General features: G+C 73.7%; 13 protein-coding genes. 6 read left to right on the top strand and 7 right to left on the bottom strand.

Annotated elements, in window-relative coordinates; genetic code table 11:
- The first annotated feature begins 90 nt into the window (after nt 1-90).
- Nucleotides 91-1,641 (top strand): Re/Si-specific NAD(P)(+) transhydrogenase subunit alpha, encoded by a 1,551-nt coding sequence (locus J3473_RS17200; RefSeq protein WP_207025085.1) that lies wholly within the window; start codon nt 91-93, stop codon nt 1,639-1,641.
- On the top strand, nt 1,638-3,041 hold the full coding sequence (gene pntB / locus J3473_RS17195) for a Re/Si-specific NAD(P)(+) transhydrogenase subunit beta (protein ID WP_207025084.1): 1,404 nt from the start codon (nt 1,638-1,640) through the stop codon (nt 3,039-3,041). The genes J3473_RS17200 and pntB overlap by 4 nt, the downstream gene beginning before the upstream one ends.
- Before the next feature lie 264 nt (nt 3,042-3,305).
- On the opposite strand, the gene J3473_RS17190 is transcribed toward pntB, so the two are convergent.
- The gene (locus J3473_RS17190) at nt 3,306-3,995 is read right to left on the bottom strand and encodes a hypothetical protein (RefSeq protein WP_207025083.1); all 690 of its coding nucleotides are present in this window, start codon (nt 3,993-3,995) and stop codon (nt 3,306-3,308) included.
- The gene (locus J3473_RS17185; protein ID WP_207025082.1) at nt 3,992-4,336 is read right to left on the bottom strand and encodes a PadR family transcriptional regulator; all 345 of its coding nucleotides are present in this window, start codon (nt 4,334-4,336) and stop codon (nt 3,992-3,994) included. The genes J3473_RS17190 and J3473_RS17185 overlap by 4 nt, the downstream gene beginning before the upstream one ends.
- Nucleotides 4,337-4,508: 172 nt before the next feature.
- Between J3473_RS17185 and purM the strand changes: the two genes are divergently transcribed.
- On the top strand, nt 4,509-5,636 hold the full coding sequence (gene purM / locus J3473_RS17180; RefSeq protein WP_207025081.1) for a phosphoribosylformylglycinamidine cyclo-ligase: 1,128 nt from the start codon (nt 4,509-4,511) through the stop codon (nt 5,634-5,636).
- Between the two features lie 192 nt (nt 5,637-5,828).
- On the opposite strand, the gene J3473_RS17175 is transcribed toward purM, so the two are convergent.
- The 5 genes from J3473_RS17175 to J3473_RS17155 all read right to left on the bottom strand — a co-directional run bounded on the left by J3473_RS17175 (nt 5,829) and on the right by J3473_RS17155 (nt 10,824).
- Complete coding sequence (locus J3473_RS17175; protein WP_207025080.1) at nt 5,829-7,007, bottom strand: endonuclease; 1,179 nt, start codon at nt 7,005-7,007, stop codon at nt 5,829-5,831.
- A 191-nt stretch (nt 7,008-7,198) separates the two neighbouring features.
- On the bottom strand, nt 7,199-7,726 hold the full coding sequence (locus tag J3473_RS17170) for a cysteine hydrolase family protein (protein WP_207025079.1): 528 nt from the start codon (nt 7,724-7,726) through the stop codon (nt 7,199-7,201).
- Nucleotides 7,723-9,267 carry a cytosine permease gene (locus tag J3473_RS17165; RefSeq protein WP_030526933.1) on the bottom strand — a complete coding sequence of 515 codons (1,545 nt, stop codon included), beginning with the start codon at nt 9,265-9,267 and terminating at the stop codon, nt 7,723-7,725. The genes J3473_RS17170 and J3473_RS17165 overlap by 4 nt, the downstream gene beginning before the upstream one ends.
- Before the next feature lie 98 nt (nt 9,268-9,365).
- A complete protein-coding gene (locus J3473_RS17160; RefSeq protein WP_030526932.1) occupies nt 9,366-9,548 on the bottom strand; it encodes a DUF3073 domain-containing protein in 183 nt (60 codons plus the stop codon).
- A 184-nt stretch (nt 9,549-9,732) separates the two neighbouring features.
- On the bottom strand, nt 9,733-10,824 hold the full coding sequence (locus tag J3473_RS17155) for a Glu/Leu/Phe/Val dehydrogenase (protein WP_207025078.1): 1,092 nt from the start codon (nt 10,822-10,824) through the stop codon (nt 9,733-9,735).
- 177 nt (nt 10,825-11,001) lie between these two features.
- Here J3473_RS17155 and J3473_RS17150 point away from each other — a divergent pair, with 177 nt between their 5' ends.
- The 3 genes from J3473_RS17150 (at nt 11,002) to J3473_RS17140 (ending at nt 13,863) form a co-directional block, all read left to right on the top strand.
- Nucleotides 11,002-11,400: a VOC family protein gene (locus J3473_RS17150; protein WP_207025077.1), complete on the top strand. Its 399-nt coding sequence runs from the start codon at nt 11,002-11,004 to the stop codon at nt 11,398-11,400.
- A 274-nt stretch (nt 11,401-11,674) separates the two neighbouring features.
- Nucleotides 11,675-12,712, top strand: a complete 1,038-nt coding sequence (fgd, locus tag J3473_RS17145) for a glucose-6-phosphate dehydrogenase (coenzyme-F420) (RefSeq protein WP_030526929.1) — start codon at nt 11,675-11,677, stop codon at nt 12,710-12,712.
- Nucleotides 12,709-13,863 carry a CaiB/BaiF CoA-transferase family protein gene (locus J3473_RS17140; RefSeq protein WP_207025076.1) on the top strand — a complete coding sequence of 385 codons (1,155 nt, stop codon included), beginning with the start codon at nt 12,709-12,711 and terminating at the stop codon, nt 13,861-13,863. Before fgd ends, J3473_RS17140 begins: the two co-directional genes overlap by 4 nt.
- Nucleotides 13,864-13,917: the final 54 nt, after the last annotated feature.

Here is a 13,917-nt window from a genome sequence, read left to right as displayed (position 1 = left end):
GCCGTGTGCCACGCGCCACACGTCGCGAATCCCCGGGCCCGACCCGCTAGGTTCGGACGGAGCCCGCCCCGGCAACGGAGAGGAAGCCCCGTGCGCATCGGAGTGCCCCGCGAGTCACGACGGGGGGAGACCCGTGTCGCCGCGACCCCGAAGACCGTCGAGCAGCTGGTCGGCCTCGGCTACACCGTCTTCGTCGAGGCCGGCGCCGGGGCGCGGGCGAGCTTCTCGGACGAGGCCTACCGCGAGGCCGGTGCGGACGTCATCGAGGGCGCGGTCTGGAACGCCGACGTCGTCCTCAAGGTCACCCCGCCGACCGACGAGGAGGTCGCGCGGCTGCGGCCGGGCACCGTGCTCGCCTGCCTGCTCGCGCCCGCGCTAGACCCCGACCTCGTGCAGCGCCTCGCCGACGCCGGGGTCACCGCGCTCGCGATGGACGCGGTGCCGCGGATCAGCCGCGCGCAGTCCCTCGACGTCCTCTCCTCGATGGCCAACATCGGCGGCTACCGCGCCGTCGTCGAGGCCGCCCACGAGTTCGGCTCCTTCTTCACCGGCCAGGTGACGGCCGCGGGCAAGGTCCCGCCGGCCAAGGTGCTCGTCGTCGGCGCCGGCGTCGCGGGGCTCGCGGCCATCGGCACCGCGAGCAGCCTCGGCGCGGTCGTGCGGGCGTTCGACGCGCGGCCGGAGGTCGCCGAGCAGGTCGAGTCGATGGGGGCGGAGTTCCTGCGCATCGACGTCGAGGACGACGGCCCGTCCGCCGACGGGTACGCGAAGCAGACGAGCGCCGACTTCGACGCCAAGGCCGCCGAGCTGTACGCCGCGCAGGCCAGGGACGTCGACATCGTCATCACGACCGCGCTGATCCCCGGGCGCCCGGCGCCGCGCCTGCTCACCGAGGAGATGGTCGCCTCGATGAAGCCGGGGTCGGTCGTCGTCGACATGGCCGCGGCCAACGGCGGCAACGTCGCCGGCACGGTCGCCGGCGAGAAGGTCGTCACCGACCACGGCGTGACCCTGCTCGGCTACACCGACCTGCCGGGGCGGCTGCCGACGCAGGCCAGCCAGCTGTACGGCACCAACCTCGTCAACCTCATGAAGCTGCTGACGCCGCAGAAGGACGGTGAGGTCCACCTCGACCTCGACGACGTCGTCCAGCGCGGCATGACCGTCGCGAAGGACGGCGAGGTGATGTGGCCGCCTCCCCCGGTGCAGGTCTCGGCCGCGCCGACGCCGGGCACCGACGTCGTCACCGTCGACACGACGGCCAAGCCCGCGAGGCAGCTGATGAGCGGGACGACAAAGCTGGCCCTCGCCGGGGTCGGCGCCGCGCTCTTCCTGCTCGTGTCGGCCTACGCGCCACCGCCGTTCCTCGGGCACTTCATGGTCTTCATGCTCGCGGTCGTCATCGGCTTCTACGTCATCGGCAACGTGCACCACGCGCTGCACACGCCCTTGATGTCGGTGACCAACGCGATCAGCGGCATCATCGTCGTCGGGGCGCTGCTCCAGGTCGGGCGGGACAGCGTGGCGGTGACGGTGCTCGCGTTCGTCGGCATCCTCGTCGCGAGCATCAACGTCTTCGGTGGCTTCCGGGTGACCGCGCGAATGCTCGAGATGTTCAAGCGCGAGGAGCCCGTCCGATGAGCTCGACCCTCACGCAGGGCGCCTACATCGTCGCGGGCCTGCTCTTCATCCTCGCCCTCGCCGGGCTGTCGAGGCACGAGTCCGCGCGCCGCGGCAACCGCTTCGGCATCGCCGGGATGGTCGTCGCGCTCACCGCGACGGTGCTCGCGGCGACCGCCGGCACGGGCGGCTCCGGCTGGCTCGGCCTGCTGCTCATCGTCGTCGCCATGGGCATCGGCGCGGCGATCGGCCTCGACCGCGCCCGCAAGGTCGAGATGACCGGGATGCCCGAGCTCATCGCGATGCTGCACAGCTTCGTCGGGCTCGCGGCCGTGCTCGTGGGTTGGAACTCCTCCTACGAGATCACGGCGTACCCGACGATCCACGACGTCGAGGTGTTCGTCGGCGTCTTCATCGGCGCGGTGACCTTCACCGGCTCGATCGTCGCGTTCCTCAAGCTCTCGGCGCGCATCCCGTCCAAGCCGCTGATGCTGCCGTTCCGCAACTGGCTCAACGTCGGTGCGCTGGTCCTGTTCGTCGTGCTGACGGTGGTCTACGCCGCGGTGCCCGAGCACGCGGTGTTCGTGCGGCACCTGCTGCTCGGGTTCGTGACGCTCCTGGCCCTCGCGCTGGGCTGGCACCTCGTCGCGTCGATCGGCGGCGGTGACATGCCGGTCGTCGTCTCGATGCTCAACAGCTACTCGGGGTGGGCGGCGGCCGCGGCCGGCTTCCTCCTCGGCAACGACCTGCTCATCATCACCGGCGCGCTCGTCGGCTCCTCGGGTGCGTACCTGTCGTACATCATGTGCCGGGCGATGAACCGCTCGTTCATCTCGGTCATCGCCGGCGGCTTCGGGGTCGAGGGCGGCACGGTCGCGGCGGGCGACGTCGACTACGGCGAGCACCGCGAGGTCACGGCCGAGGGTGCGGCCTCGCTGCTCACCTCGGCGCGCTCGGTCGTCATCACCCCGGGCTACGGGATGGCCACCGCGCAGGCCCAGCACGCCGTCGCCGAGCTCACCAAGCGGCTGCGGACCTCCGGCGTCGACGTGCGGTTCGGCATCCACCCGGTCGCCGGGCGGCTGCCGGGGCACATGAACGTCCTGCTCGCCGAGGCCAAGGTGCCCTACGACATCGTCCTCGAGATGGACGAGGTCAACGACGACCTCGCCGAGACCGACGTCGTCCTCGTCATCGGCGCCAACGACACCGTCAACCCGGCCGCCGCCGAGGACCCCACCTCGCCGATCGCCGGCATGCCGGTGCTGCGGGTGTGGGAGGCCAAGGACGTCATCGTGTTCAAGCGGTCGATGGCCACCGGGTACGCGGGCGTGCAGAACCCGCTGTTCTTCCGCGAGAACACCCAGATGCTCTTCGGCGACGCCAAGGCCCGGGTCGAGGACATCATCGCCGCCCTCTGACGACGCCCCCGCGACTCCGGCGCTCCCTCCCTTCCTCCTCTGCGGAGTCGAGTGCGGAAGTGGTCGCCAGGGCGACCGCCGGCGCCCTCGACACCGCAGCGCCCCGGCGTCGCGCGAGGGGCCCGAGCTTCCGCGTCATCACCGTGACGGCGCGGAAGCTCCTGCGGGGCGGGGATGCATCCGCGACGCGCGTGAGCATCCGCGTCATCACAGGGACGACGCTGTTCCTCCGGTCAGGTCGCGGGCGGCGCCGAGGGTCCGGCGTCAGGCGGTGGGGCGCTCGCGCCAGGCACTGACGGCCGCGGCGACGACGAGCCCGGTCGTGGCGAGCGCCAGCACCGCGGTGAGGATGCCGCTGAGGACCCGCGGCTCCTGCCAGATGACGGCGACGAGCACCGTGGCGACGCTGATCGGCCCGAGGGCGAGCAGGACGCCGCGGGTGCGGGGTGCGAGCCGCCACGCGACGAGCAGGCAGGCGACCGACACCGCCCAGGGGAACCAGCCGAGGAAGATCATCTCGGCGACGTGCGGCAGCAGCGGGACGCCGAACATCCCGCCCCCGAACGCGGTGTCGGCCCCGCTCGGCGTGAGCCCGACGATGCGCGCGAGGGCGGCCGTCGCGGTGAAGGGCACCGTGCTCAGGAGCAGCAGCGCGAGGCCGGCCCCCAGCCAGCCCCGGGCCGGCAGCGGTCGTGTCGGCGCTGTGGCCCACGGCCCGGGCGGCGGTACCGCAGGTTGGTCGGCGCGGGCCTCGGCGGCGATGCGCTCCGGCGGGCCGAGGCGGACCAGCGCCTCCTCGAGGGCGGCGGGGTCCCCGGGGTGCTCGGCGGCGACGGCATCGAGGTGCTCGCGCACGCCGGCGAGGACGTCGTCGCGCGTGCCGGGGTCGAGGTCGGAGAGCATCCGCGCGAGGTCGTCGAGGTAGGTGGTGACGCGGGTGTCGGAGCCGTTCACGGGTGTCCTCCCTGGAGGGTGGTGTCGACGGCGTCGCGGAAGGACTTCCACGTGCGCCGGAAGGTCTCGAGGGCGATCCGCCCCTGCGCGGTGAGCGTGTAGTAGCGGCGCGGCGGGCCGGCGCTCGACTCGGCCCACGTGGTCTCGACGAGCCCCTGCTTCCGTAGCCGCGACAGCAGCGGGTAGAGCGTGCCCTCGCCGGCGAGCAGCACCCCGTCGTCGCCGAGGCGGCGCGCGATGTCGAGGCCGTACATCGGCTCGGTGTCGAGCAGCGCGAGGACGCAGTGCTCGAGCGCGCCCCGACGCAGGTGCGTCAGGATGGCGCTGTCACCGGGTTCCATGCGTCACAAGGTACTGCTGCCGGGCGGTCGTCGGCAAGCATCCGGCACACCTCCCGGGGTCGAGTGCGGAAGCGGCAGCCAGGGCTGCCGCGTGCGCCCTCGACCCCGGGAGGGGGAGGGGGCCGGCGGGCGCGGGCGGGTGGGGCGGCCCCGTCTCGGTAGGCTGCGCGGCGTGAGCAACACCGAGCAGCCCACCGCCATCACCTACGCCGCGGCGGGGGTCGACGTCGAGGCCGGTGACCGCGCCGTCGAGCTGATGAAGGAGTCCGTCCGCCGGGCCACCCGCCCCGAGGTCCTCGGCGGCCTCGGCGGCTTCGCCGGGATGTTCGACGCCAGCGCGCTCGCGTCCTACCGTCGGCCGGTGCTCGCGACGTCGACCGACGGCGTCGGCACGAAGGTCGCCATCGCGCAGGCCCTCGACCGGCACGACACCATCGGGTTCGACCTCGTCGGGATGGTCGTCGACGACATCGTCGTCTGCGGCGCCGAGGCGCTGTTCATGACCGACTACATCGCCTGCGGCAAGGTCGTGCCCGAGCGCATCGCGGCCATCGTCTCCGGCATCGCCCGCGCGTGCGAGCAGGCGCGGGTCGCGCTCGTCGGTGGCGAGACCGCCGAGCACCCCGGGCTCCTCGACCCCGACGAGTACGACGTCGCGGGCGCGGCCACCGGCGTCGTCGAGCACGATGCCGTGCTCGGGCCGCAGCGGGTGCGCGCGGGCGACGTCGTCCTCGGCCTCGCGAGCAGCGGCCTGCACTCCAACGGCTACTCGCTCGTGCGTCGTGTCGTCGCGCACGCCGGCTGGGCACTCGACCGGCACGTCGACGACTTCGGTCGCACCCTCGGCGAGGAGCTGCTCACCCCCACCCGCGTCTACGCGGCCGACCTGCTCGACCTCGTCCGGCTCGACGGCGTCGACGTCCACGCGCTCTCGCACGTCACCGGCGGCGGGCTCGCGGCCAACCTCGCGCGCGTGCTGCCCGACGACGTGCACGCCCGGCTCGACCGCGCCTCGTGGACGCCGCCGGCCGTGTTCTCGACGGTGGGCTCGCTCGGCAACGTCCCGCGCGCCGACCTCGAGCGCACGCTCAACATGGGCGTCGGCTTCGTCGCGGTGCTCCCGGCCGCCTCGGTCGACGCGGCGACGGCGCACCTGACCGCTCGTGGCATCGACACGTGGGTCATGGGCGAGGTGCACGAGGCGTCGGCCGCGGGCGCCGCGACCGGCGAGGTCGTGCGCGGCGCCAAGGGCGTCGACGGCGGCTCGGTCGAGCTCGTCGGCGACCACCCCGCCGCCTGAGGGACGCCCCCACCGCGACTTCTTGCGCATCCGCCACCTCTGCGTGCCCTCGTGGGGGCCTTCGAGGTGGCGGACGGGCAATGAGTCGATGACGGGAGGGGCCGGCCGCCCGTCGGGACAGGGGACAGGATGTCGGCGACGGACGACCGGCGGTTCTGGTGGGGGTGGTGGGGGAGAGCGGCCCCGGGCGGGTCAGCCCCAGATGGCCGTGGCCCACTCCGGGTGGTCGACGAACGGGTTCCGGTTGTGCTGCCACGTCGTGTAGATGCGGTCGTTGCGGCGCATCTCGAAGGCGTCGACCGGGTCCTGGGCGTTCCACTGGAGGAGCACCGAGAGTCTGCCGATGTTCGGGGCGCTGCCGTTGCCGACGGAGTTGTTCATCTCGAGGTTCGCCCAGCCGTCGTCGCCCTCGTAGCGGACCGCCATGTAGAAGATCATCCGGGCGACGTCACCCTTGACCGCGTCGCGGGGCTCGAAGGAGTCGGAGTCCGAGAGGCAGCCGGTGCACTGCGCGACCGCACTGCCGCCGTCGTCGAAGTCGAGGTTGCCGCGGGTGGAGTTGACCGTGACGTCCTCGGGGCGCAGGTGGTGCACGTCCGTGCCCGGGCCGGTCGCCGTCCCGAAGTCGCCGTGCGACTTGGCCCAGACGTGCTCGCGGTTCCACTGGTCGACGCCGCCACCGTTGTCGGACTTGGCGATCGATCGCCCCGAGTAGATCTCGACGACGTTGTTGGTGTTGTTCGGGTCCTCGTCGGTGTCCTTGAGGGCGGTCCACACCTGGTCGTAGGTGAGCTTCGTCTGGTCGTCGATGATGCCGTGCAGCGCCGTCTTGAGCGCCGACCCGGTCTTGCCGACGGCCGGGGCGTAGTAGGTGCCGTCGTAGTCACCGGTGCCCCCGGTGCCACCACCCGTCCCCCCGCCGGTGCCGCCACCCCCGGTGCCGGCGGTCGCGACCGCGGTCGTGCCGGTCATCCCCGGGTGCGAGAAGTACGCGGCGAGGGTGCCGGTCACGTCGACCTGCCGGCCCATGAGGCTCGGGTTGGTCTTCAGGCCCCACTGCGAGCGCAGGGCGCTCGGCAGCTGGACGAAGAGCATCTTCGACGTCGAGGTCTCGGACGCGGTGTCGGCGATCGCGAGGGCGTAGTCGTTGGGGAAGGCCGAGCGCACGACGGTCGAGGTCGCCGTCGGCTGGCCCACCACGTAGCCGCGGACCGTGTGGGAGGCGCCGTCCTGGGTCGCCACGGCCTGGGCGACGGTCAGCGGGGTCGCCGCCTGCGACGCGGGGGCGGTCAGGCCGAGGAGGACGACGAGGGCGGAGGCGAGCGCGAGGGCCGTGGGCAGCGCGCGCCGTCGGGTTTGGTGTCGGGTCACGGTGGACGACCCTGCCGGTCGGGCGGTCGGGCGGGGGTCTGCCGGGGTCAAGGATTCGGTCAGGACTCACCCATCCCCGGGTCAACCCCAACCGGGACTTCCCTCCGACTTCTTGCGAGTTCCGCCGCCCGACACGCCGTCCACGGGCGCGTCGGGCGGCGGAACTCGCAATCAGTGGGGAAGAGGCGGGGTCAGGTGACGGTGACCTGGGGGGCGAAGAGGGCCATCGCCGCGAGGGCCCGGGCGTGGTTCTCGGGGGTCGAGCCGGCGCACGCGTCCGCGACGACCTCGACCGTGACGCCGGCGTCGGCCATCGGCAGGACCGTCGAGACGACGCAGCAGTCCGTCGCCACCCCGGCCACCGTCACCCGGGCGTCGACGCCGACGACGTCGCGCAGGACCGGCCACTTGCCGAAGGTCCCGGCGGTCACGACGGTGCCGGCGAGGCCCTCGAGCTCCGGCACGACGGCGTACAGCGGGTCGCCGTCGGGGACGAGGGCGAACGGCCACTCGTCGTAGTACGGCCCCCACGACCCGCCGAGCGAGGGGTCGGCGACGAACCGCGTGACGACCGTGCGCTCCGGCCCGAACCGCTCGGCGAGCTGACGCATCCGGCCCACGGCGGCGGCGAACATCGGCGACCCCCACGGCGAGGTGCCGGGGTCGGCGAAGACGACCTGGGGGTCGACGACGACGAGCCAGTGCCCGTCGGACGTCATCGGGCGGCCGGTGCGGCCGCCGGGGTCTCGGCGCCCCGCTCCTGCCGGCGGACCGCGGCACGGCGCGCGAGGAGCGTCACCCCGAAGCCGATGACGAACGCGAGGATGACGCCGATGTTCGCGTAGGGCCAGGTGCCGTCCCAGTACGGGGCGCCCTCGCCCTGCGTGACGTAGGTGCCGAGCCCCAGCGGCTCGAGGAGGTAGCCCTGCCAGTTGTTCCAGGCGGCGTCGACCGCGAAGTTGTTGACGACCAGGCCCCACCCGAGCACGGAGGCGACGACCATCGTCCCGACCGAGACCCAGTCCCACGCGCCGTAGCGGCCGCGCGGGTCGAAGAGGGCGTCGGCGCCGTCGGGGCCCCAGTCGTAGTCGCGGCGGCGCATCACGAGGTCGGCGATGAAGATGCCGGCCCACGCCGCGAGCGGCACGCCGAGGGTGATGAGGAAGGACTGGAACGGCCCGAGGAAGTCCTGCGCGACGAAGACGACGAAGAACGTGCCCAGCGTGAGGATGACGCCGTCGACGAGCGCCGCGGCCGGCCGCGGGACCTTGACCCCGAGCGAGAGCAGCGTCAGGCCCGAGGAGTAGATGCCGAGGACCGCGCCGGACACCAGCGAGAGGATGACCGCGACGAGGAACGGCACGAGGAACCACGTCGGGAGGATGCCGGCGAGCGCGCCGATCGGGTCGCTGCCGATGCCGGCCGCGACGTCGGGGTCGGAGGCGGCGACGAGCAGGCCGAAGCCGACGAGCAGCACGGGCGCGACGGACCCGCCGACCGTGTTCCACAGGACGACCGCGCGGTCCGAGGCGTCGCGGCGCTGGTAGCGCGACCAGTCGGCGGCGATGTTGATCCAGCCGAGGCCGAAGCCGGTCATCACCATGACGAAGGCGCCGACGACGGCGCCCGCCGGGCCGGACGGCACGGCCGAGACCTTGCTCCAGTCGATGGTGCCCTGCACGAGCACGATGACGACGAACATGACGGTCACGGCGCCGGTGACCCAGGTGAGCACCGACTGCAGCCGCATGATGACGTGGTAGCCGGCGACCGAGGCGCTGACGATGAGCAGCGCGACGACCACCGCCGCGACGACCTTCGTCACCGTGCCGCCGCCGAGGCCGAGGCGCTCGAAGACCGTCGCGGTCGCGAGCACGGCGGTGATCGCGAGGAAGGTCTCCCAGCCGATCGACGTCAGCCACGAGATGACACCGGGCACCTTCTGCCCGGTCACCCCGAAGGACGCGCGCGACAGGATCATCGTCGGGGCCGACCCGCGCTTGCCGGCGATGGCGACGACCCCGCAGAGCAGGAACGACACGACGATGCCGAGGACCGCGACGAGGACGCCCTGGCCGACGGAGATGCCGAAGCCGAGGACGAACGCGGCGTAGGAGATGCCGAACACCGACACGTTGGCCGCGAACCACGGCCAGAAGAGGTCGCGGGGCGACGCGGTGCGCTCGGCCTCGTCGATGATCTCGATGCCGGTCGTCTCGACGCCGAGGCGCCGGGTCTCGGCTGCGCTGGTCTCGCTCATGGAGCGAGCATGGCAGACCGTCGACGCGCCGACGGCGCACGGCACACCGCCGTCAGCGACGCCTCACGGCACCGGGGGGAGGGAGGGGGAGGGCGGCGTCAACGCCGCCCGGAGACCCACTGCCCGTCGTCGTCCTCCCAGTCGCGCTCATCGGCGGTGTCGCCGGTGTGGCTCTGGGTGTGCAGTTCACGCTCAAGCGCCGACAGGTCGGTGTCGGGGCTGAAGTACTTCAGCTCGCGAGCAACCTTGGTCTGCTTGGCTTTGGCCCGGCCGCGCCCCATGGCGTGACCCCCTCGTGAATCTGCCGGGGCGGCACCACAGGTCCGATGGCCCTCGAGGAGGGTCATCCAGCTCCGCGGGGCGGCTCCGGGAATGGTGTGCATATCGTGCTGCCAACGATACATGGCCCGGGGGCGTGACGGTGACCGGACCGACCGCACGCGACCGGGTGGGCAGGGTGTCCGGTCAGCGGGACGGCGGCGTGTCCCCGCGCCGCAGCCACGGGGTCCGGCCGCCGCCGGCGATGCGCCGCTCGGCGAGCCGGTCGGCGGCCACGGCGGGCGTCACGCCCTCGGCGTCGGCGGTCCGCAGCACCTCGCGGGTGGCCTCGAAGATCGTCCGCGTCCGGGCCCGGGCCCGCTCGAGGTCGAAGCCGTGGAGCTCGTCGCTGACCTGGATGACCCCACCCGCGTTGACGAGGAAGTCCGGGGCGTAGGTGATGCCCCGGGCCGCCAGCCGGTCCGCGGTCTCGTGGGTCGCGAGCTGGTTGTTCGCGCCGCCGCAGACGACGCGGGCCCGCAGCGCCTCGACGGTGACGTCGTCGAGGGCGGCGCCCAGCGCGTTGGGGCTGAAGACGTCGAGGTCGGTGCGCGCGAGCTCCTCGGCGTCGGCGACGACGGTGACCTCCGGGTGCCGCACCAGGAGGCGCTCGACCGCGGCGGAGTCGACGTCGGTGACGACGACCTCCGCCCCGTCCTCGAGCAGGTGCTCGGTGAGGCGCGCCCCGACCTTGCCGGTGCCGGCGATGCCGACGCGCCGCCCGGCGAGGGTCGGCTCGCCCCAGACGTGCTCGGCGGCGGCGCGCATTCCCTCGAAGACCCCGAGGGCGGTGAGCAGCGAGGAGTCGCCGGCGCCGCCGCGCTCGGGGGAGCGACCGGTGGCCCAGCGGGTCTCCTCGGCGACGACGTCCATGTCGGCGACGTAGGTACCGACGTCGCAGGCGGTCACGTAGCGGCCGTCGAGCGACTCGACGAAGCGCCCGTAGGCGCGCAGCAGCTCGGGGGTCTTGTCGCGGTGCGGGTCGCCGATGACCACCGCCTTGCCGCCGCCGTGGTCGAGGCCGGCCAGCGCGTTCTTGCTCGACATCGCCCGGGACAGGCGCAGGACGTCGGCGACGGCGGCGTCCATCGACGGGTAGGGGTGGAAGCGGGTGCCGCCGAGGGCCGGCCCGAGGGCGGTCGAGTGCAGCGCGATGACGGCGCGCAGCCCGGTGGCGGGGTCGGAGCAGAAGACGACCTGCTCGTGGCCCGCGAGGTCGACGAGGTCGGTGGGGGGCATGCGGCCACGGTAGACCGCGCGACCGCGCGACGACGGCCGTCGTCCCGTCCTCGGCCCGTCCGGCCGGACGGGGTGGGGGCGGCCGGGCGCTGGTAGACCGGACGGAGGCCGTCGACGCGCCCGGCGCGGGGCGGCCAGTACGCCCCACGCCCCACGGCACACGGCAAAGGAGCCGACATGGCCTTCCCCGGTCTGCAGCACGTCGCGATCACCGTCACCGACCTCGAGCGCAGCACCCGCTGGTACTCCGTCCTCTTCGGGGCCGACCCGGTCCTCGACGAGGACGAGGAGGGCGGTCGCTTCCACCACACCGTGTTCGTCCTCGAGGGTGGCCAGCTCTTCGGGTTGCACACCCACCAGGGCCGCGAGTCGGGCGACGCCTTCGACGAGGAGCGCACCGGCCTGGACCACGTCGGGTTCGCCGTCGGGTCCGTGGCCGAGCTCGAGCAGTGGCAGGCCCGCCTCGACGAGCTCGGCGTCGAGCACGGCGGCGTCAAGCGGGCCGGCTACGGCGTCGGCCTGTCCTTCCGCGACCCGGACAACATCGCGCTGGAGCTGTTCACCGGTCCCGAGTGACCGCACCTGCGGCCCCGGCGAGAGCTTCGCAGCGGATTCGCAGCGCCGTCGTAGCGCCCGCGGTCACGCTGGTCCCGTCGCTGCACCCGGGGGGGACCGGGCGCGGCGGCTCCCGCGTCGGCAGGGGGTGGCGGCGCGGGACTCGTCGTCAGGGGGGTGCGGACCGGTCGGAGGGGGTCGGTCCGCACCGGACGGGGGGTCCGGTGGCCGGCGTCGACAGGGCGCCGCGCCGCCGACCGGTCCGCCCGCGCGCCGGGTGTAGCAGGATGGCGACATGAGCGCAGCGCAGGGCATCAGGGTCGGGTACAAGGCGTCGGCGGAGCAGTTCGCGCCGGGTGAGCTCGCGGGGTACGCGGTGCTGGCGGAGGAGCTCGGGCTGGACTCGGTGACCATCTCGGACCACTTCCAGCCGTGGCGGCTCGAGGGCGGGCACGCGCCGAACTCGCTCGCGTGGATGTCGTGGGTGCTGGCGCGCACCGAGCGGGTCATGGTCGGGACCTCGGTGATGACGCCGACCTTCCGCTACAACCCGCCGGTCGTCGCGCAGACCTTCGCGACGCTGGCCTGCCTCGCGCCGGGGCGCGTGATGCTCGGCGTCGGCACCGGCGAGGCCCTCAACGAGATCGCCGTCGGGTCGGTCGCCGAGGGCGAGTGGCCCGAGTTCAAGGAGCGCTTCGGGCGGCTGCGCGAGGCCGTCACGCTGATGCGGCAGCTGTGGACCGAGCCGCGGGTGACCTTCGAGGGCGAGTACTACCGCACCGAGGACGCCGCCATCTACGACCGCCCGGACACCCCCGTGCCGGTCTACATCGCCGCCGGGGGCCCGATGGTCGCCCGGTACGCCGGCCGGCACGGCGACGGGTTCATCTGCACCTCCGGCAAGGGCGAGGAGCTCTACCGCGACCAGCTCGTGCCCTCGGTCGACGAGGGGATGGACAAGGCCGGGCGCGACCACGCCGAGATCGACCGGATGATCGAGGTCAAGGTCTCCTACGACCCCGACCCCGAGAAGGCGCTGGAGAACTGCCGCTTCTGGGCGCCGCTGTCGCTCTCGGCCGAGCAGAAGCACTCCATCCACTCCCCGGAGGAGATGGAGCGCGCCGCCGACGAGCTGCCGATCGAGCAGGTCGCCAAGCGCTGGATCGTCGCCTCCCGCCCCGAGGAGGTCGTCGAGACGATGCGGTTCTACACCGACCTCGGGTTCGACCACCTCGTCGTCCACGGCCCCGGCCACGACCAGGAGCGGTTCCTGCGCACCTTCACCGAGCAGGTCCTGCCCGGTCTGCGCGAGCTCGTCCCCGCCGCCCGGTGAGCGCGGGGTCGTCCGTCGCCGCCGGCCCGCTCGCCGGCGTCCGCGTCGTCGAGCTCGGCGGCATCGGGCCGGCGCCGTTCGCGGCGATGGTCCTCGCCGAGATGGGGGCCGACGTCGTGCGGGTCGACCGGCCCGGCGCCCCGAGCGACGTCGACGCCTCGGGCGGGCTGCGGCGCTCGCGGCCGAGCATCGCCGTCGACCTCAAGCACCCGGACGGCGTGGCCGCCGTCCGGCGGCTCGTCGCCGGGGCCGACGTGCTGGTCGAGGGGTTCCGGCCGGGAGTGCTCGAGCGGCTCGGGCTCGCGCCCGACGACCTGCTGGCGGACAACCCGCGCCTCGTCGTCGGCCGGATGACCGGCTGGGGGCAGGAGGGGCCGTGGGCGCCGCGCGCGGGCCACGACATCACGTACGCCGCGCTGTCCGGGACGCTGCACGCGATGGGCGGCGCCGAGCGGCCGGTCGCGCCGGTGCCGGTGCTCGCCGACTTCGCCGGTGGGGCGATGTACCTCGTGTCCGGCGTGCTGGCGGCGCTCGTCTCCCGGGGGGCGACGGGGCACGGGCAGGTCGTCGACGCGGCGATGGTCGACGGCGCCGCGCACCTGCTGACGCTCGTCCACACGATGCTCGGAGCGGGCGAGTGGACGGACCGGCGCCGGTCGAACGTCCTCGACGGCGGTGCGCCCTTCTACGACGTGTACGCCTGTGCCGACGGCCGGTTCGTCGCGGTGGGGGCGCTCGAGCCGCAGTTCTGGCGCGAGCTGCTACGGCTGCTCGGGGTGTCGGTCGAGGGGGACCAGTACGACCCCACGACCTGGGCGGAGCAGCGCTCGGCGTTCGAGACGGCCTTCGCGCAGCGGACCCGCGACGAGTGGGCGGCGCACTTCGAGGGTTCGGACGCGTGCGTCGCCCCGGTGCTCTCGCTCGAGGAGGCGCACCGGCACCCGCACCACGCGGCGCGTGGGTCGTTCGTGCCCGGGCCCGATGGCTCGCCGGTGCCGCGGCCGGCGCCGCGGCTGTCGGGGACGCCGCTCGGCACGCCCGGGCCCGAGCCGGTGCCGGGGCAGCACACGCGCGAGCAGCTGCTGGCGCACGGGTTCGGGGCCGACGAGGTCGAGGAGCTGATCGCGTCCGGGGCGGTCGTCCAGGCCTGACCGGCCGTCTTCTCCGCGCGACCTGCGCGGGTCTCGGCGCGACCGCACCCGGAA

This window comes from Phycicoccus sp. DTK01, from assembly GCF_017312765.1.
GTDB classification, from domain to species: domain Bacteria; phylum Actinomycetota; class Actinomycetes; order Actinomycetales; family Dermatophilaceae; genus Phycicoccus; species Phycicoccus jejuensis.
The sequence above is the reverse complement of the archived record's forward strand: the minus strand, read 5'-3'. Positions and strand labels throughout refer to the sequence as shown.

Coding starts and splice junctions, on each gene's coding strand:
- pntB (WP_207025084.1), top strand. CDS start 1,638: ATGAGCTCGACCCTCACGCAGGGCGCCTACATCGTCGCGGGCCTGCTC.
- J3473_RS17185 (WP_207025082.1), bottom strand. CDS start 4,336: ATGGAACCCGGTGACAGCGCCATCCTGACGCACCTGCGTCGGGGCGCG.
- J3473_RS17170 (WP_207025079.1), bottom strand. CDS start 7,726: ATGACGTCCGACGGGCACTGGCTCGTCGTCGTCGACCCCCAGGTCGTC.
- J3473_RS17165 (WP_030526933.1), bottom strand. CDS start 9,267: ATGAGCGAGACCAGCGCAGCCGAGACCCGGCGCCTCGGCGTCGAGACG.
- J3473_RS17160 (WP_030526932.1), bottom strand. CDS start 9,548: ATGGGGCGCGGCCGGGCCAAAGCCAAGCAGACCAAGGTTGCTCGCGAG.
- J3473_RS17155 (WP_207025078.1), bottom strand. CDS start 10,824: ATGCCCCCCACCGACCTCGTCGACCTCGCGGGCCACGAGCAGGTCGTC.
- J3473_RS17150 (WP_207025077.1), top strand. CDS start 11,002: ATGGCCTTCCCCGGTCTGCAGCACGTCGCGATCACCGTCACCGACCTC.
- fgd (WP_030526929.1), top strand. CDS start 11,675: ATGAGCGCAGCGCAGGGCATCAGGGTCGGGTACAAGGCGTCGGCGGAG.